We start from the raw sequence: 17,802 nt of genomic DNA on the forward strand, positions 1-17,802 counted from the left end.
GCCGACTGCAATTGTGGTTCCGCTAGCGATACCGATAAATTTTCTTCTGTCCATGAGATGGTTTGGTTATGAGGGTGAGTCATTGTCAAGACCGGATGTGTTCATAGAACACTCGTTTCACGTTTTCGGCACAGAAGAGATAGAGTCCGACAATGGCTGCCAGCACTAAAAGGAATTCAGTTGGCAAAGCCTGGAATCCCAGTAGACCTGCAAGCGGGGTATAGGGTAGGAAAAGCGTGACAACCACGATCGTGATCGTCGTCCAAAACAAATAAGGGCTAGGTTTACTGCCAACAATAGATTTGTGTGTGCGAATGGACAGCACAATCATGGAGGCAGAAATTACCGATTCCATAAACCAACCCGTTCTAAACTGCGCTGGATCGGCGTGTAGCAATAGCAGCAAAGCTCCAAAGGTGAGGTAATCAAACACAGAACTGAGCAACCCAAACACCAACATGAAGCTGCGGATGAAGCGCATATCCCAACAGTGGGGTCGGCTGACTTGCTCTTTGTCTACCCGATCGGTGGCGATCGTCAACTCTGGGAAATCGGTGAGGAGGTTCGTCAACAAAATCTGACTGGGCAACAGCGGCAAAAAGGGCAGAACCAGAGAAATTCCTGCCATGCTAAACATATTGCCAAAATTGGCGCTTGTTGCCATAAACACATACTTCAAAGTGTTGGCAAATGTCACCCGTCCTTCCTTTACACCCTCAACGAGGACATTCAAATCCTTTTCCATCAACACAATGTCAGCAGCTTCTTTGGCGACATCGACTGCGCTCTCAACTGAGATGCCAACATCGGCAGCATGAAGCGCAGAAGCATCGTTAATGCCGTCTCCGAGATATCCCACAACATTCCCGGCTTTTTTGAGGGCGATGATGATCCGCTCTTTTTGGTTTGGCTCGACCTCGGCAAAGACAGTGGTCTGTTGGACTCGATGCATCAAGGCTTCATCACTGAGCTTTTCTAGTTCGGAGCCTGTTAACGTCTTGGGTTCAGGTAGTCCGACCTGCTGAATGATGCTGATCGCAACTGCCTTACTGTCTCCGGTAATCATTTTTGGAGTGACTCCTAGCTGCTGCAACTCTTTGAGGGTGTCAGCGATGCCAGCTTTGGGCGGATCGAACAGCGCCAGGTAGCCCAGAAACGTCATGTTCGTTTCATCATCTTTGCTGAAGGAATCTTGATTGAAATCGCGATAAGCCACACCCAAGGCTCTAAATCCTTTACTGCCTAGGTCGTCAGCCTGTTGGTGGAGTTCCTGTCGCTGGTCTGCAATGTCGATCGTTTTCCCCTCCGCCGTGTCAACTGTTGAGCAAACCTCCAGAATATTTTTCAGTGCGCCTTTCGTAATAATCAGATGCTTACTCTCTTGTTTAAACAGAATGCTGAGACGTTTGCGGTTGAAATCATAGGGCACTTCATCGAGCTTTTGATAGCCAGAAATGTCGAATGTTTTGTATTCGCGAATCGCGCTGTCGATCGGATTCACATACCCCGACTCAGAGGCGGCATTCAAATAAGCGTAGAGGATAACCCGATCGCTGTCCTGCCCTTCCACATCCACCGCAGCGTGAATTTTCACCGCTCCTTCTGTCAGCGTGCCTGTCTTATCGGTGCAAAACACATTCATGCTGCCAAAGTTTTCGATCGCGGGTAAACGTTTTACAATCACCTGCTTTGCTGCCATTTTCTTAGCACCCCGCGCCAGATTAACGCTGACGATCGCAGGCAGCAGTTGCGGAGTCAAACCAACCGCCAGCGCCAGCGAAAACAGAAAAGATTCCAGCACGGGGCGTTTCAGGTAGACGTTGGCAACAAAAATGAGAACCACTAAAATTAGCGTGACTTCCATCAGAAAGTAGCCAAACTTGCTGAGTCCCCGTTCAAATTCTGTTTCGTCAGGTCTAAGTTTCAAGCGTTCCGAGACTTTGCCGAATTCAGTTTCCTTTCCGGTATGAACCACGATCGCTTTCGCCGTTCCACTAATCACATTGGTTCCCATATAAAGGGAATTGGTGCGTTGGCTGAGTCCAGTTTCAGCAGGCAATACGCCACTGAGCTTATCAACCGGATAGGTTTCTCCGGTCAGTGCAGCTTCACCCACTGAGAGATCTTTCGACTCTAAAACGAGACAGTCGCCCGGAATATTTTTACCTGCACTCAGCAGCACAATATCGCCCGGAACGACTTCCTCATTGGGGATCTCTTGAGCTTGACCGTCCCTCAAAACAGTGGCTTTAACTTGCACTAATGCCAATAATTTCTCGACCGCGTTTGAGGCTCCACGCTCTTGCCAAAATCCTAATAGCCCACTGATCAAGACGATCGTCAAAATGATAATCGCATCTGCCGCATCTTGCAGAAAAATCGATAGCACTGCTGCAACAATCAGAATCAAGATAATCGGACTCTTGAACTGATTAAGCAACAGCACCCATGTACTCGATTTGTGGGTTTGTTTGAGGCTATTTGCGCCATACTTGCTCAGGCGTTGTTGCGCCTCTTGACGGCTTAATCCAGAGATCGTCGAGTGCGTCTGCTGGAATACCTGATTCCCAGACAAGCTCCAAAATGTGGACTGTGGATTCATTGTTTTCTACCTGATGGTGAAGTCTCTTCGTAGGAGAATCGTGTTTCCGTCAACAGTCTCAACGGTTGAGGTATGTCGGTGCTTACTGACTGCTGACTTCTTCAGTCGTGCGTCCGCTCATCTCACTGATGTGGATGCGGTAGATCGCGATCGCTTCTAAACGCCCCTGAGCATCAGTCCAAGTGCGGTTGATTGCAGGTGACAGCATGGGACTGCGCTCTTTGATAAAGGGCATTGCGCGATCGATGTCTTGCTGCTCGGTGAGTTGCTCGGCTCGACCCGTCACAATTACGCTGCGCCAATGAAGCGGGTCGTGAATCTCTTCAACCTGTAGGCAGATTTCTGGATTTGCGTCTATGTCATGCGTCTTCATGCCCTCGGTTGTAAACAGGTAGATATCCGAGTCCTCAAGATAATAATGCATGGGCATCACGTAGGGTTTTCCTTCATGTATGAAGCCAAGATGACCGTACCCTACCTGTTGTAGGAAGCTTTGTATTTCTTTTTGTCCCATTTCATCGATATCTAACATTGTTAGTCTCCTATAAATAATAGTTCGGACAATTTTTAGAAGCGAGAATAGGCAAGAAAACTAACGATCCATTAAGGTGCTGATTAATGAAGTCAAGCACCGAACCGCAAGCACCGAACCGCTAGCAGTATGGAAATTGTACAGAACTTATTGACGAAAGTGGGAATTGTGAGCAAACCTCAGATGAAAGCATTGACCACGCTGTTCGCCACGATCCTGATTGCCTGTAGCAAGGTGAACTTCACCGTCGTCTTGTTCTCCACTGACCTCACCCAAAGCGCAGCGCAAATCTACCACTTCTACAAACTGCGCTTCCAGATTGAAGTGTTGTTGCATCACCCCAAAACCCTGTAGAGACGTGAAATGTCATGTCTCTACCAACAGATCTGAAACTACCGTTTTGAATGCCCGATCGAGTGATTTATCGCTGATTATATAAGCAATGACATTGTGGCGATCGCTATAAATGATTAGATTAAAACGTGGGCAGATTGTTCGATCGCTCTTAGCAATTCTCTTGATTAGTCTGTCGTGGTCGGGTGTTTTTATGGCTCGTACGGGGCTGGTGGTGCGATCGTTTGAACACGATCACGTTCCGTTGCTCTATCTGGCTCCGCAGCAGGGGCACAATGCGCCGGGGGTGCTGGTGGCTCATGGGTTTGCAGGGTCTAAACAGTTGATGTTGGGCTATGGGCATGTTTTAGCGAGGGCGGGCTATGCCGTCATGCTCTGGGATTTTGATGGTCATGGAGCCAATCCCACAGCGTTAAAAGGGTTTGAACTTCGGCAGAATCTTGAGGTTGCCCTTCAGGGCTTGCTCGAACAGCCAGAGGTCGATCGCGGTCGGCTGGCTCTGTTAGGTCACTCAATGGGCAGTGGCGTTGTGATGTTGGCTGGAGTTGAGAATGTAGAGCGGTTTGCAGCGACGATCGCTATCTCTCCCACAGGCCAGAATGTCACGCCGCAAGCGCCTCGCAATCTACAGCTACAAATTGGGGCTTGGGAAGGTGGGTTGTTGCCTTATGCTCAACGGTTATTGGCTGATGCGGGCGGTGCGAATTCGCAGTTTGCTCAAGGACGGGCGCGAGAATTGGTGACGGTGCCGACGGTTGAACACATCACGATTTTGTTTAGCCAGGTGAGTCATCAAGCGGCATTGCGATGGCTCGATTCGACTTTTGGACGGCAATCTCAAAGCGAGTATCTCGATCGCCGCATGATCTGGTATTTTTTGCACTTAGTGGGCTGGCTATTGCTGTTGAGTGTGATGGCTCGTTACCTGGCGCTACCTGCAACCCCGGACTTTAAGATTTCTCGCTGGCGCAGTTGGGGCGGATTAGTCGCGTCTCCGATCGCGGCTCTCGGCGGATTGCTGCTGCTCAATCCTCTCATCGATTTGCAGGTGTTGGGCGGCGTTCAGGTTGGCGGGGCGGTCGGAGTTTGGTTTTTGATCGCTGGATTGTCTTGGTTGGGAATCCTGGGTCGGTGGCCGCGTTTGAGGTGGCAAATGGTTGGGTTAGGAGTGACATTATTTGGGCTATTGTGGATTGCAGTTGGGGCAATGGCGCAAATAGTGTGGCTTCAGTGGTGGCTGATTCCGGCGCGGTTGGCGATTTGGTTGCCGATCGCGATCGCGTGTTTTCCGTGGTTTTTAGGCTCTGGAATGGTGCAGCAAGATACGCGCTGGCTGACCAGACTGGCGTGGTGGCTTGGGCAAAGTGTGATGCTGATCGCCGGATTCTTACTCGTAATCATCTACTTGCCAAAATTGGGGTTTATATTTTTATTGTTGCCGTTGTTTCCGTTGGTGATGGCGTTGTTTGCAGTTGTGTCAGCCTTGTTTAATCAAGCGTGGATTTATGCAATTGGAAATGCGTTGTTTTTTGGATGGCTACTAGCGGCTGGATTTCCTCTATCAGCGTGTTGTTTAGCGTTTGGATAGTAACATGAGTCAATATATTCTTGCGTTTGACCAGGGCACGACCAGTTCACGCGCGATCGTATTCAATCACAGCGGCGAAATGGTTTCTGTGGCTCAAAAAGAATTTCCGCAACGGTTTCCGCAGCCTGGTTGGGTTGAGCACGACGCACAGGATATCTGGTCGTCACAGATCGGAGTTGCCAGCGAAGCGCTTGCCCGTCTTGGCATTGGCGCGAGTGACATTGCCGCGATCGGCATTACCAATCAGCGAGAAACAACCCTGGTTTGGGATCGGGCAACCAGTCAACCAATTTATCCCGCGATCGTCTGGCAAGATCGGCGCACGGCTCAATACTGTGACGAGCTAACCGCCGCTGGACACGATCTCACAGTTCGGCAGAAAACCGGACTGCTGCTCGATGCCTACTTTAGTGGCACTAAGCTGAAGTGGTTGCTTGATCAGGTGCCGGGTGCGAGAGAAAAAGCCGATCGTGGCGAACTAGCGTTTGGCACGATCGATTCGTGGCTGGTGTGGAAGCTGACTAACGGACGACTGCACATCACAGATGTCACCAACGCCAGCCGCACTCTTTTATTCAATATTCACACGCAAGACTGGGATGATGAAATGCTCTCACTGCTGGCTATTCCCCGATCGCTGTTGCCAGAGGTGCGCGGCTCGTCAGAAGTGTATGGCTATACGAGTGATGGCGTAGGGGCAGGAATTGCGATCGCAGGCATCGCCGGAGATCAGCAAGCCGCCACATTTGGGCAAGCGTGTCTTGAGCGAGGCATGGCAAAAAACACTTACGGGACGGGCTGTTTTACGCTGCTCAACACCGGGAGTCAGCCGATCGTGTCGCAAAATAGGTTATTGACGACGATCGCATGGCGCATTCAAGACCGCACTGACTATGCGCTTGAGGGCAGTGTGTTTGTCGGGGGTGCCGTGGTGCAGTGGCTGCGAGATGGGTTAGGCATCCTCAAAACCAGTGCAGAAGTTGAGCCACTCGCACGAAGTGTTCCTGATAATGGCGGTGTGTATCTCGTCCCTGCTTTTGTAGGGTTGGGGGCACCGCATTGGGATAGCTATGCGCGAGGCACGATCGTGGGCTTGACACGAGGCTCGACCAGTGCCCATATTGCCCGTGCCGCGCTAGAAAGCATCGCCTATCAATGTGCAGACGTGCTGGATGCAATGCGCGAAGATTCTGATTTGCCGCTCTCTGAATTGCGAGTAGACGGAGGTGCCGCGTGTAATGATCTGCTGATGCAATTTCAAGCGGATATTTTGGGAGTTTCAGTGATTCGTCCCCAGGTGGCAGAGACGACGGCTCTAGGAGCAGCTTATCTAGCGGGGCTGGCAGTGGGTTATTGGCAAAACGCAGCCGAACTCGTGCAAAACTGGCAACTTGATCGTCGATTTGAGCCGACGATGAGCACCGAGCGACGCAATCATTTACGAGAAACTTGGCGGCGTGCGGTCGATCGCGCCAAACGCTGGGAAGAACCTTTTTAATACAAAGATGAACGCTCACAGCGCTAAATCTGCACGATCGCTTCCGATTTATCTATTTGGAGGGATGAACAAAATTGCGAAAAAAGTCATGGTGTTCGTACCATTTTCGCAAGACCCATGACCCAGCACGATCTTCCTCCAGAAATACAACAGTCGATGCGGCAAACAGCTTCTCACCCTGCATTTGAGAAACTAGCGCGGTTTGGATACGCGGCTAAAGGAATCGTGTATTTTGTGGTGGGATTGCTAGCCGCTCAAGCCGCAGTCGGAGTAGGGGGACAAACAACCGATACGAGGGGGGCATTGGAAGAAATTGTTGTTCAGCCCTTTGGCAAGCTGTTGCTGAGTTTAGTCGCGATCGGCATGGTCGGTTATGTGCTTTGGCGGCTCGTTCAGGCAATTCTCGATCCAGAACACACGGGTCAGGCAAATGGGGCAAAGCGAATTGTAAGACGAATTGGATCTCTGATCAGCGCAATCGCATACTCTGGGTTAGCGATCACCGCTGCCAAGCTGGTTTTAGGCACTGGTGGAACTGGCGGAGAAGCGCCTAAAGACTGGACAGAATTCGTCCTGGCACAGCCGTTTGGACAATGGCTTGTGGCTTTGGCAGGTCTAATTGTGCTGGGTGTTGGGCTGTCTTATTTCTACGAGTCCTATACTGCAAAGTTTCAACGACACTTTAAGCTAAACCAAATGACTTTGAGTGAGCGCACTTGGGCAAAACGCCTTGGGCAATTCGGCATTGCATCGCGTGGCGTTGTATTTAGTATTATTGGTCTATTTTTAGTTTTGGCCGCGTTATATTCAGACGCAAGTGAGGTGAAAGGGCTAGGAGAAGCTTTAGCTGTTTTAGCACGGCAACCCTTTGGGCCTTGGATTCTGGGAATCGTAGCGCTGGGCTTAATTGCCTATAGTATTCATTCCTTGGCTGAAGCTCGGTATCGACAAATCATGGACTCCTGAATGATGTAGTTCAGCAGTTTGTAAGTGGGTGCAGCATCAAGCACAAAACCTACGCATTAAAGCTCTGTTTTTGTTGCAACTAATACTTCTTAAGGATGAAGCCGATCGCTTCCTAAATTAGCAACTATAGTGTTTACCCCCGTAGTTCCCTTTATGAATTCTTTGCTTCATCACTCTAACCCAGCAGACGATCACATCTTGATTGTCGATGATGTAGCTGATAATTCTTTTTTGCTGCAAACTCTTTTAGAAAATGAGGGATATCAGGTAGATGTGGCTGATAGTGGTCAGGCAGCCTTAGAAAAAATTGTTGCAGATCCTCCCGCGCTGGTATTGCTCGATGTGATGATGCCGGGAATGAATGGCTTTGAAGTAACTCGGCAGATTCGACAAAACAGTCGGTTGCCGTTTATTCCGATCGTGTTGGTGTCGGGCTACGATCAGCCAGATCTCAATCGGGCGTTAGACATTGGTGCTAACGGATATATTCGTAAACCCATTGATTTTGAAGAAGTGATCAGCCAGGTTAGAACGCTGCTGTTAGCCAAGCATTAAAATCGCAAACTTCTACCTTTCGATAGAGCCGCGATCGCCCTTAATCTATCGGATTATAGAAAGAGCTGTGTTCAAACTGAACCAGTAAATCTAAACGGCGTTTCAAAACGGGGCAGAGACGGTGACGGTTGAGAATCGATCGGCGATCAAGCTGGCTTTGTGGGAGCAAGAACAGGAGTTTGAAACCACGTTTGAATTAGCAGGAGTCGGCATTGCTCACGTCAGCCCCACTGGGCAATGGCTAAGAGTCAATCAAAAACTCTGCGAGATTGTCGGTTATTCTCACGAGGAGTTGGTGCAGAAAACCTTTCAAGAGATCACTTACCTTGAAGATCTCGACTCCGACCTGGAATGTATGCACCAATTATTGGCAGGTGAGATTCCCAATTACTCGTTAGAGAAACGATACATTCGCAAAGACGGTAGCCTGGTTTGGATCAATCTCACGGCTTCCCTGGTGCACAAACCAAACGGCGACCCGAAATATTTTATTGCAGTTGTTAAAGATATTAGTGCTCATAAGCAAGCCGAAACCGAACTCAAACAAGCTAAAGACGATCGCGATCGCTTCTTTACGCTCTCGCTAGACTTGCTCTGTGTCGCAGGCATGGACGGCTACTTTAAACGCATTAATCCGGCGTTTGAAAGAATTCTTGGCTACAGCGCTGACGAATTGCTGGGTAAACCCTTTTTAGAATTTGTGCATCCTGACGATCGGGCAACCACGCTGGCAGAAGTTGAAAAACTTGTCGCCGGAGCCACGACGCTGCATTTTGAAAACCGCTATCGCTGTCAGGATGGATCTTATCGGTGGCTCGATTGGGTAAGTGTGCCGATCGTTGAAGAAGGTCTGGTTTATGCGGTCGCTCATGATGTCACTCAGCACAAACAAGCCGAACGCGAAATCAAGCAGCTAAACGAAGATCTGGAGTCACGGGTAAAACAGCGCACTGCCCAACTCGAAGCGGCTAACCGAGAGCTAGAGTCATTTTCTTATTCGGTGTCTCATGATCTGCGGGCACCGCTGCGGCACATTGCAGGGTTTGTGGGGTTGCTCAAAGCGCGACTCGCATCAGTCAATTTGGATGAGACTAGCGATCGCTACATCACCACGATCGCCGAAACGACTAAACAAGCTGGGGTTTTGATCGATGATTTGCTGACCTTTTCGCGCATGGGGCGATCGGAGATGCACACCATCACCTTTAGTCTGACAGAATTGCTAAAAGAAGTTAAACGAGAGATTGATCTCGATGTCGGCGATCGGACAATTCACTGGAAAATCCACCCGCTTCCGCCAATTCAGGGCGATCCCTCAATGCTACGGCTAGTGCTTCGCAATTTACTCGAAAATGCAGCTAAATATACTCGCTTACGTCAAGAAACTGAGATCGAAGTTGGCAGTTTTGACCACTCAGATGAAATGATATTCTTTGTACGAGACAATGGCATTGGCTTCGATATGCGGTATGTTGACAAGTTGTTTGGCATCTTTCAACGACTCCATGTCGGCACTCAGTTTGAGGGCACAGGCATCGGGTTGGCAAATGTGCAGCGCATTATTCACCGTCACGGGGGGCGGGTGTGGGCTGAGGGAGAGGTCGATCGCGGGGCAACGTTTTACTTTTCGCTGCCCAAACATCACGCAGAGCATCCAAAAGAGTTACTAATCTCAGATTGCTAACCCTCACGATAACGACGCACTACCGACTAACGCACTCCTTTAAAAGACTGCGGAGACTCGGACTACGGAGTAAGAAAGGAGTATCAACTGATCAATGCCAGAGCCAGATATGAGACGTGTTTTGCTAGTCGAAGACAGTTCAAATGATGTGGAATTGATCTTGAACTCGCTGTCTGAAAATCACTTAGCCAATGAAGTGGTCGTGGTGCGAGATGGCGAGGAGGCATTAAATTATCTCTATCGCCGCGGGGTCTTTAAAATGAGAATGGAGGGCAACCCAGTGGTGGTGTTGCTCGATCTCAAGCTTCCCAAAATCAATGGCATGGAGGTGATGACCCAACTCAAAGCCGACCCCGCGTTTCGCCTGATTCCGATCGTGGTGCTGACTTCATCGCGAGAAGAGCCTGACTTGTTACGCTGTTATGAATTGGGTGCCAATGCCTATGTCGTTAAGCCGATCGATTTTCACGAGTTTGTGGATGTCATTAAACAAGTGGGGTTATTTTGGGCAGTCGTTAACCAGCCGCCGCCGGGATCGTTGCCCTCGATCGCTCGATAGTTATAGGGAAACATTATGCCATCGCTGCAATTTCTGCTGTTAGAAGATAGTGATCTAGATGCCGAACTGATTCAGGCAATGCTAACGGATGGAGAAATTGAATGTGAATTGGTGCGAGTGCAAACTCAGACTGGGTTTGTGGATGCGCTTAAAATGACTGCGTTTGATTTGATTTTGTCTGACTATTCGCTGCCTAATTTTGATGGCATTGCGGCTTTAGAAATTGCCCGCAGCTTGTGCCCCGATGTGCCGTTTATTTTGGTGTCTGGCACTCTGGGCGAAGAGGTGGCGATCGAAACGCTCAAAAGTGGCGCAACTGACTATGTGCTGAAGCAGCGATTGGGTCGATTAGTTCCGGCGGTGAGCCGGGCACTGAGAGAGGCTCAAGAACGGCGCAACTATCAGCAAGCAACTGCGGCGCTGCGGCTGAGTGAACGTCACTTTCGCACCTTAGCGGATGCTGTGCCAAACTTTATTTGGATCAATAATGCTCAGGGTGAGTCAGAGTATCTTAACTCTCGCTGGCAGTCATTTACGGGCATCTCAGCCAAACAAAAACTGAACTGGATAGAGATCACTCACCCAGACGATGCTGGAAGGGTCATTGAAAAGAGAATGGCTGGCATTCGATCGGGCAGTCCATACGAAATAGAGTGTCGAATCCGGCGCTATGACGGGGTTTATCGGTGGCATTTGGTGCGCGTGGTGCCCTTTAAAGATGATCAAGATCAGCTTCTCTATTGGTATGGCACTGCAACGGATGTTGATGATGCTAAACGGCTCTATCAGCAGGCAGAAGAAGCAAACCGCATTAAAGATGAGTTTTTAGCCGTGCTTTCTCACGAGTTGCGAACGCCGTTAAACCCGATCGTGGGTTGGTCAAAGCTGTTACGGGCAAAGCCTCACGATCCGGTAACTCTGGCGCGGGGGTTAGAAACCATTGAGCGAAATGCTCAAATTCAAACCCAGTTGATTGAAGATTTGCTGGATGTCTCTCGAATTCTGCGCGGTAAAGTTAGCTTAAATGCTCAACCAACCAATCTAGTAACGGTGATTGAATCGGCATTAGAAACAGTTCGGTTGGCGGCAGAAGCAAAGTTAATAAGTTTAGAGTTTAATCCTACTTACAACACAGAAATTAATCAATCTGATCATTCAAACTATATTACTTTTGGCGATTCGAGTCGATTGCAGCAGATTATATGGAATTTATTATCTAATGCAGTTAAATTTACACCCAATCACGGGCGAGTTGAAATCGAACTGACAACCGATGCAACGAATACCGCAGATCGGCGGAATGCTAAAATTACAGTTCGCGATACGGGAAAAGGCATTGCTCCTCACTTTTTGCCCTACGTGTTTGACTCATTTCGGCAGGCAGACGGCAGCACCACGCGCACCTTTGGCGGTTTGGGTTTGGGGCTGGCGATCGTGCGGCATCTGATTGAGCTTCACGGCGGCACAATCAATGCAGCGAGTCCGGGTGAGGGGCAGGGCGCAACCTTCATCGTGACGCTACCGATGTTAAAGGGTGGTGAAAAAACCTTGAAGCGGGAACCCAGAGAGTCATCTCTTTCATCTTTAGCGCTTGAAGGTCTGCGAATTTTAGTAGTCGATGATGAGCAAGATTCGCTGGATTGGATGACGGTTTTATTAGAGCAGTCGGGGGCGATCGTGCGGTCGGCTTTGTCAGCAGAAACCGCGATCGCGGCGATTACAGAATTCAAGCCTGACATTCTCTTGAGCGATATCGGAATGCCAGAAGAAGATGGCTATATGTTACTCGAACGGGTGCGGTCTTGTGATGGAGGGCAGATTCCGGCGATCGCGTTGACCGCTTATGCCAGAGCAGAAGATCGAGAACGCGCAATCGCGGCTGGATTTCAGGATCATTTAACTAAACCGATCGATCCTAAACAATTGATTAGTGCGATCGATCGGCTTTGTTGCTCGGTGCAGGTGTCGTCGCCAATTTAAAGAATACGTGAGTTCGACGAGTTTTTTCGCTTCGTTCTCAGCGGCTTCAGCCCCCAAATCCCCCAGAATTGGGGGATTCGGGGGGCAACCCGGATTTGCAACCGTAGCGAAAAGCTTCATCGAATTCACGTTAAGAAATGGGGGCACGAAATCGCCGTGCCCCCGCAGGAATCAATCATTATCAGAGCGCTTAAGCTGCAACCTCAACGGCGACTCTTGATTGTGCTCGGTTGACTTGCACCTGACCGTCTTCATCGATATCGACGATCGCGGCATCCCCCGTTTGAATCTGGCCTGACAAGAAGGCTTCTGCCAAACTGTCTTCTAAGAGTCGGGCGATCGCTCGACGCAGCGGACGCGCTCCATAGCTAGGGTTGTAGCCTTCGGTAACAACACGGGCTTTGAAGCGATCGCTCACCTCTAAGCTGATGCCTTGCTCACTCAAACGAGAGGCTGCTTCGCGAATCAGCAGATCGGCAATCTGAGTCACCTCGTCGCGACTCAGCTGACGGAAGACGATAATCTCGTCTAGACGATTGAGAAACTCAGGACGGAAATAGTTTTTCAACTCGTCGTTGACTTGAGTGCGAATGCGGCTATATTGAGCCAAGTCTTGCGTCTCCGCCAAAATCTCAAAGCCTAGACCTGTGCCGCCTTTCTCGATCGCTTTCGAGCCGAGGTTAGAAGTCATAATCAGCAGCGTATTTTTAAAGCTAACGGTGCGACCTTTAGCATCGGTAAGATGACCCTCATCCAACAGTTGCAGCAACATATTGAACACGTCGGGATGCGCTTTTTCGATCTCGTCGAACAGAATTACGGTGTAGGGTTTGCGGCGCACGGCTTCGGTGAGTTGCCCCCCTTCGTCGTAGCCCACATAGCCCGGAGGCGAACCGATTAGCTTCGAGACGGTGTGTGATTCCATAAATTCAGACATATCGAGCCGAATCATGGCATCTTCAGAGCCAAACACGGTAGCAGCGAGGGCTTTGGCGAGTTCGGTTTTGCCCACGCCCGTCGGGCCGGAGAAGATAAAGCTGGCGATCGGACGATCGGGATTTTGCAGTCCAACTCTGGCGCGTTTGATGGCGCGAGATACGGCGGCGACTGCTTCTTGTTGTCCCACAATTCGCTCGTGTAGCGTGTCTTCTAGGTGCAGCAAGAGAGCCGATTCCGATTCGGTTAGCTTGTTGACGGGGATGCTCGTCCAAGAGGACACCACTTGAGCAATGTCTTCTTCGGTGACGATCGCAGAAATCGTTGGAGTCGATCCTGACTTCTGATCTCGTGCCGCTTGAATTTGCGCTTCGAGTTCTAACTCGCGATCGCGCAGTTTTCCAGCTTCTACAAAGTCTTGCGCTTCGACGGTGGCTTGCTTGCTGAGTTTCACCTGACGCAATTCTTGCTTGAGAGCTTTAGCAGGAGACTGATAAGAATGTCTCAACCGCACCAGAGAACTGGCTTCGTCAATTAAATCGATCGCTTTGTCAGGCAAGAATCGATCGGTGATGTAGCGATCTGAGAATTTAGCCGCCGCTGTGATCGCAGCATTGCTAATTGTGAGTTGATGGTGTTGCTCATAGCGATCGCGCAGACCTCGCAAAATCTCGATCGTTTCGTCAACAGACGGTTCACCGACCATCACAGGTTGGAATCGTCGCTCTAATGCAGCATCACGCTCGATGTGTTTGCGATACTCATCTAAAGTTGTTGCGCCGATGCACTGCATTTCGCCTCTTGCCAAGGCTGGCTTGAGCATATTAGCAGCATCCATTCCGCCTTCTGCGGCACCTGCACCGACTAGTGTATGAATCTCGTCAATCACCAAAATAATATTGGTAGACTGACGCACTTCTTGCATGATGTTGTTGAGGCGTTCTTCAAATTCACCCCGAAACTTGGTGCCTGCCATCAGAGAACCCATGTCTAAGCTGATGATCTGTTTGCCTTGCAGCAGTTCGGGAATGTCTTGATTGTGAATCCGCACCGCCAACCCTTCGGCGATCGCGGTTTTGCCGACTCCAGGTTCGCCGACTAATACAGGATTGTTTTTGGTGCGACGACCGAGGATTTGAACCACGCGATCGATTTCGGTTTGCCGACCGACGACGGGATCGAGCTTGCCTTCTGCGGCGAGGCGACTCCAGTTGGTGCCAAATTCTTCAAGAGCGGGAGTGCGATCGCTGCCAGACTGTTTCCCCGGACGCTCTTTGACGTTGCCTGCGGGAACTGAAGCAACCTGCCCAAGAGCGCGAATGATCTCGGTGCGAATCTGGGCTAGATCAATGCCAAAGTTAGTCAGCACTTTAGAGCCAACGCCCTGACTGTCTTGCACCAAGCTGAGTAATAAATGCTCTGGATGAACGTAGCGATGGTCAAGCTGGCGAGACTGCTCGAAAGCACTTTCTAGAATGGTTCGAGTTTTGGGCGTGAAGGGTAGATCTGCTAACGTTGATCCCGTCCCTCGACCGACGATTTTTTCGACTTCTAGACGCGCTTTTTCAAGGGTGATGCCAAGCTCATTGAGTACGGTGACTGCGATCGTGTCTTTCTGTCTGAGTAAGCCCAGCAGAACCGCCTCGGTGCCCACAGAATTTTGCCGCAGGCGGCGAGCTTCTTCTTGAGCAAACATGATGGCGGCGATCGCCTGATTGGTGAAATTTTCAAACATCGAGACTTTCTCCACTAAGCTATGTCAGCTTAAGTAGGCGGATCGCATGACGTTAAACATTTTTGGGGCGGCTGTTTCGCAGAACCTTGGGAATGTGTCGCGGCGTGATCTTGACCTACTTAGTCAAAAGTTGACGGTCTTGGCAGAAACGGTGAATCAGTTTGTGAATGGGTCACTAACCGTCAATTCCGCAACTCGTAAACTTTTATTTCTTTTATGTTTCCTTACTGTAGCGAGGGGGAAACAGGTGCAGACAGGGAGGAAAACCGTCGCTAAAGATAGCGGGTGAAGTACGGTCAGAATGGGGCTTAGAGGCGGTTATTTTAACCTCGGAGGTTTTAACCAAGAATCTAGCATCGTGACCGACAGCGTGGCTTAAACCTCCGAGGTTTTGGTCAACTTAAGCGTTCTTAATGTTTCTATCTCTTGAGAGTCTTTAATTTGAGCGATATACTACCTGCGAAGAGAGACCATTGGACTGTCTAGTTTTAAAGACTGAATCAGCGATCGCTACATAATATTTAGGAGAATAAGGATGAATCTCATCGCTTGGGCTATTTTGGGCATTGTGGCAGGTGCGATCGCCAAGCTTCTCTACCCTGGCGATCAGGGAGGAGGCATTCTCAGCACGATGGTTTTGGGGATTATTGGCGCATTTTTGGGAGGGAGCCTGGTGACGTTGGTGACGACGGGCACGATTTCTCTTTCGACGTTTCCAGGGCTTCCAGGGATCATCGTAGCGATTTTGGGTGCGATGGTTGCGATCTTCTTGTGGGTGTTGGTCGATCGCAACGCTGCTTGATGGATTGCCCTCATCCCCAGCCCTTGGATCTTCAGACTAGAGAGATAGACCGCCCGCCCTGGGATGCTCGACATCGTGGAGAAGCTAGGATCATCTCTCAATGAATTGGGTCAAACTCGAATCATCGGTTGGGACCGTTGATCCCGAATGACGCAAGGTTGAGTCAACCCCCTCCCTGCCATCCAGAGGAATTAAGGTGATGCCAGAGCTAGAGCAATGGATTGGCATCGATGGGTGCAAGCGCTGGTTGGACGTGCCTCTGCGCCCTCAGACCCAGAGCTTCCGAGGGGCGAACACGCCGGAGGGGATTGCCGAGTTGGTGACGCATCTCAGTCCACCCTCAGGGGTCGGTCGAGTCATTTGAGAATCCACAGGCGGGTATGAGCGACAAGCTGCCGTGGGGTTGTTCCAATTGGGCTACCCCGTGGGGGTGATCAACGCTCGGCAAGGGCGCAACTTTGCCAAAGCTGCCAATCAACTGGCAAAAACCGATGCCGCCGATGCTGCAATGTTAGCCGGGTTGGGCGAAGCGAGGAAGCCGCCGATTCGCTCCTTTGCCAGCGCAGCCCAAGCCGAGCTTCAAGACTGGGTAACGCGACGACGACAACTCGTCGATATCCTCACGCAGAACAAAATCGCTTGTCAGGACTACGGGGCAACGCTCAGGCGTAGAAGTCCATTTGGACGGGTTGCGGGAGCGCATCAAGCAACTCGATGAGGCAAACTAAACAAGCTCGACTCAAAAGTGTGCCCGGTGTGGGCAAGGTGGTAGCGCTCTTACCGGAACTCGGTCAGTTGTCCACTCAGAAGATTAGCACCCTTGGGGGTCGGTGCTCCCCTCAACCGGGACAGCGGCGCGATGCAGGGGAAGCGCACCATTTTTGGCGGGCGAGCGGCAGTCCGCCAAATGTTGGACATGGCAACCCGAGTTGCGGTGCGCCACACCCCCGTGATTCGCGCCTTTTATGCTCAGTTAACGGGACGCGGCAAACCGACAAAGGTGGCGTTGGTTGCCTGTATGCACAAGTTGTTAACCATTCTCAATGCCAGGATGAGACAGGAACAAGACTGGCAACCGAAACTACTCTCATCCCCCAATCCTGCTCCGGCATCGGCATGATTTCCTGGACATTCAAGATCATCGCTTCTCCTTGGGGAGAAGGCGTGATTGCTGCCTAATTTTGTCCGAACCATTGTTAGCTATGAAGCGTAGAAGAAAAAAATGAAGAACTGCTGAAGATGTAAAAGTGCTTCAAAAAAGGTTACGCGGCGTAGGCCGTTAGGATTGCATCGATTTGATCGGCTAGTGTCAGCGGATCGTAGGGCTTCGTAATCACCGCCGCGATCGCAAGTTGGGTAAATTGCCGTTGATCTGCCGCTTGCGCTTTTGCGGTTAATAAGATGACTGGAATGTGTCGAGTGGATGGATTTGCTTGGAGTTGGTCGAAGGTGGCAAGTCCGTCTACTTCGGGCATCATTACGTCTAACAGCACCGCATCGGGCTGCTCTAGGATGGCTTTTTCTATGCCTTCCTTGCTCGACCCTGCCGTTAAGATATCCCAGCCTTTGACAATTTCAAGGCAGAGCTGGGTGGCTTCGCGAATGTCGGGTTCGTCGTCGATAATCAAGATTCGCTTGGTCATGGCAGGTGAGGCGTAAGAGGTAACGTGATATAGAAGGTGCTTCCTTGACCTAATTGACTTTCAGCCCAAATTTTCCCGTTATATTGTTCAACAATATCCCGGCAAATGGTTAAACCTAAGCCTGTGCCAGCTTGACTACGGGAGTTAGAGGCATCAATCTGCTGAAAGCGATCGAATATCGTCTCTAACTTATCTTCTGGAATGCCCATTCCTTCGTCTTTGACACAAAACAAAATCTGATCCGATCGCGATTTCGCGGCTGATTTGCGGCGGCTGTTCTTTTCTGGCTTAAGAGGGTGTTTTAAAAGTTGTAGCGGGTCAAATTTTACGCCAAGCGCTTGACCATAATCCGAATCATTGCCAGATAG

16 protein-coding genes and 1 pseudogene are annotated in these 17,802 nt (G+C 50.2%); 12 read left to right on the forward strand and 5 right to left on the reverse strand.

Annotated elements, in window-relative coordinates:
• Positions 1-85: 85 nt before the first annotated feature.
• Together mgtA and C7B65_RS08230 are read right to left on the reverse strand one after the other, a co-directional pair.
• On the reverse strand, positions 86-2,602 hold the full coding sequence (mgtA, locus tag C7B65_RS08225; RefSeq protein WP_073070328.1) for a magnesium-translocating P-type ATPase: 2,517 nt from the start codon (positions 2,600-2,602) through the stop codon (positions 86-88).
• A gap of 82 nt (positions 2,603-2,684) precedes the next feature.
• Positions 2,685-3,134, reverse strand: coding sequence for a pyridoxamine 5'-phosphate oxidase family protein (locus C7B65_RS08230; protein ID WP_073070329.1), 450 nt, complete (start codon positions 3,132-3,134; stop codon positions 2,685-2,687).
• A gap of 129 nt (positions 3,135-3,263) precedes the next feature.
• Here C7B65_RS08230 and C7B65_RS08235 point away from each other — a divergent pair, with 129 nt between their 5' ends.
• The 8 genes from C7B65_RS08235 (at position 3,264) to C7B65_RS08270 (ending at position 12,318) form a co-directional block, all read left to right on the forward strand.
• Complete coding sequence (locus C7B65_RS08235) at positions 3,264-3,488, forward strand: hypothetical protein (protein WP_073070330.1); 225 nt, start codon at positions 3,264-3,266, stop codon at positions 3,486-3,488.
• Between the two features lie 112 nt (positions 3,489-3,600).
• Positions 3,601-5,076, forward strand: a complete 1,476-nt coding sequence (locus C7B65_RS08240) for an alpha/beta fold hydrolase (protein WP_073070331.1) — start codon at positions 3,601-3,603, stop codon at positions 5,074-5,076.
• Positions 5,077-5,080: 4 nt separating this feature from the next.
• Positions 5,081-6,574 (forward strand): glycerol kinase GlpK, encoded by a 1,494-nt coding sequence (glpK, locus tag C7B65_RS08245; protein ID WP_073070332.1) that lies wholly within the window; start codon positions 5,081-5,083, stop codon positions 6,572-6,574.
• 117 nt (positions 6,575-6,691) lie between these two features.
• Positions 6,692-7,540, forward strand: a complete 849-nt coding sequence (locus C7B65_RS08250) for a DUF1206 domain-containing protein (protein WP_073070333.1) — start codon at positions 6,692-6,694, stop codon at positions 7,538-7,540.
• Positions 7,541-7,693: 153 nt separating this feature from the next.
• The gene (locus C7B65_RS08255; protein ID WP_073070334.1) at positions 7,694-8,095 is read left to right on the forward strand and encodes a response regulator; all 402 of its coding nucleotides are present in this window, start codon (positions 7,694-7,696) and stop codon (positions 8,093-8,095) included.
• 121 nt (positions 8,096-8,216) lie between these two features.
• Complete coding sequence (locus C7B65_RS08260; RefSeq protein ID WP_073070335.1) at positions 8,217-9,779, forward strand: PAS domain S-box protein; 1,563 nt, start codon at positions 8,217-8,219, stop codon at positions 9,777-9,779.
• A gap of 109 nt (positions 9,780-9,888) precedes the next feature.
• A complete protein-coding gene (locus tag C7B65_RS08265) occupies positions 9,889-10,338 on the forward strand; it encodes a response regulator (RefSeq protein ID WP_223257321.1) in 450 nt (149 codons plus the stop codon).
• Between the two features lie 15 nt (positions 10,339-10,353).
• Positions 10,354-12,318 carry a hybrid sensor histidine kinase/response regulator gene (locus C7B65_RS08270; RefSeq protein WP_073070337.1) on the forward strand — a complete coding sequence of 655 codons (1,965 nt, stop codon included), beginning with the start codon at positions 10,354-10,356 and terminating at the stop codon, positions 12,316-12,318.
• Positions 12,319-12,508: 190 nt separating this feature from the next.
• Here C7B65_RS08270 and C7B65_RS08275 read toward each other — a convergent pair whose 3' ends face one another.
• On the reverse strand, positions 12,509-14,989 hold the full coding sequence (locus C7B65_RS08275) for an ATP-dependent Clp protease ATP-binding subunit (protein ID WP_073070338.1): 2,481 nt from the start codon (positions 14,987-14,989) through the stop codon (positions 12,509-12,511).
• Between the two features lie 535 nt (positions 14,990-15,524).
• Between C7B65_RS08275 and C7B65_RS08285 the strand changes: the two genes are divergently transcribed.
• From C7B65_RS08285 to C7B65_RS08295, 4 genes and pseudogenes are all read left to right on the forward strand, one after another.
• The gene (locus tag C7B65_RS08285) at positions 15,525-15,791 is read left to right on the forward strand and encodes a GlsB/YeaQ/YmgE family stress response membrane protein (protein ID WP_073070340.1); all 267 of its coding nucleotides are present in this window, start codon (positions 15,525-15,527) and stop codon (positions 15,789-15,791) included.
• A 199-nt stretch (positions 15,792-15,990) separates the two neighbouring features.
• Positions 15,991-16,155 carry a hypothetical protein gene (locus C7B65_RS27755; protein WP_181314367.1) on the forward strand — a complete coding sequence of 55 codons (165 nt, stop codon included), beginning with the start codon at positions 15,991-15,993 and terminating at the stop codon, positions 16,153-16,155.
• 12 nt (positions 16,156-16,167) lie between these two features.
• Positions 16,168-16,509 (forward strand): annotated as a pseudogene (locus C7B65_RS08290) (IS110 family transposase); the annotation flags it as partial.
• A 102-nt stretch (positions 16,510-16,611) separates the two neighbouring features.
• The gene (locus C7B65_RS08295; RefSeq protein WP_083582764.1) at positions 16,612-16,911 is read left to right on the forward strand and encodes a transposase; all 300 of its coding nucleotides are present in this window, start codon (positions 16,612-16,614) and stop codon (positions 16,909-16,911) included.
• Between the two features lie 142 nt (positions 16,912-17,053).
• On the opposite strand, the gene C7B65_RS08300 is transcribed toward C7B65_RS08295, so the two are convergent.
• Positions 17,054-17,434: a response regulator gene (locus C7B65_RS08300; RefSeq protein WP_073070341.1), complete on the reverse strand. Its 381-nt coding sequence runs from the start codon at positions 17,432-17,434 to the stop codon at positions 17,054-17,056.
• Positions 17,431-17,802, reverse strand: a 372-nt coding sequence (locus C7B65_RS08305; protein ID WP_244913182.1) for a sensor histidine kinase, incomplete at its 5' end; no start/stop codon positions are given. The genes C7B65_RS08305 and C7B65_RS08300, both read right to left, overlap by 4 nt.

The organism is Phormidesmis priestleyi ULC007 (genome assembly GCF_003003695.1).
GTDB lineage: Bacteria > Cyanobacteriota > Cyanobacteriia > Leptolyngbyales > Leptolyngbyaceae > Phormidesmis_A > Phormidesmis_A priestleyi_A.

Coding starts and splice junctions, on each gene's coding strand:
- mgtA (WP_073070328.1), bottom strand. CDS start 2,602: ATGAATCCACAGTCCACATTTTGGAGCTTGTCTGGGAATCAGGTATTC.
- C7B65_RS08230 (WP_073070329.1), bottom strand. CDS start 3,134: ATGTTAGATATCGATGAAATGGGACAAAAAGAAATACAAAGCTTCCTA.
- C7B65_RS08235 (WP_073070330.1), top strand. CDS start 3,264: ATGGAAATTGTACAGAACTTATTGACGAAAGTGGGAATTGTGAGCAAA.
- C7B65_RS08240 (WP_073070331.1), top strand. CDS start 3,601: ATGATTAGATTAAAACGTGGGCAGATTGTTCGATCGCTCTTAGCAATT.
- glpK (WP_073070332.1), top strand. CDS start 5,081: ATGAGTCAATATATTCTTGCGTTTGACCAGGGCACGACCAGTTCACGC.
- C7B65_RS08250 (WP_073070333.1), top strand. CDS start 6,692: ATGACCCAGCACGATCTTCCTCCAGAAATACAACAGTCGATGCGGCAA.
- C7B65_RS08255 (WP_073070334.1), top strand. CDS start 7,694: ATGAATTCTTTGCTTCATCACTCTAACCCAGCAGACGATCACATCTTG.
- C7B65_RS08265 (WP_223257321.1), top strand. CDS start 9,889: ATGAGACGTGTTTTGCTAGTCGAAGACAGTTCAAATGATGTGGAATTG.
- C7B65_RS08270 (WP_073070337.1), top strand. CDS start 10,354: ATGCCATCGCTGCAATTTCTGCTGTTAGAAGATAGTGATCTAGATGCC.
- C7B65_RS08275 (WP_073070338.1), bottom strand. CDS start 14,989: ATGTTTGAAAATTTCACCAATCAGGCGATCGCCGCCATCATGTTTGCT.
- C7B65_RS08285 (WP_073070340.1), top strand. CDS start 15,525: ATGAATCTCATCGCTTGGGCTATTTTGGGCATTGTGGCAGGTGCGATC.
- C7B65_RS27755 (WP_181314367.1), top strand. CDS start 15,991: ATGCCAGAGCTAGAGCAATGGATTGGCATCGATGGGTGCAAGCGCTGG.
- C7B65_RS08300 (WP_073070341.1), bottom strand. CDS start 17,434: ATGACCAAGCGAATCTTGATTATCGACGACGAACCCGACATTCGCGAA.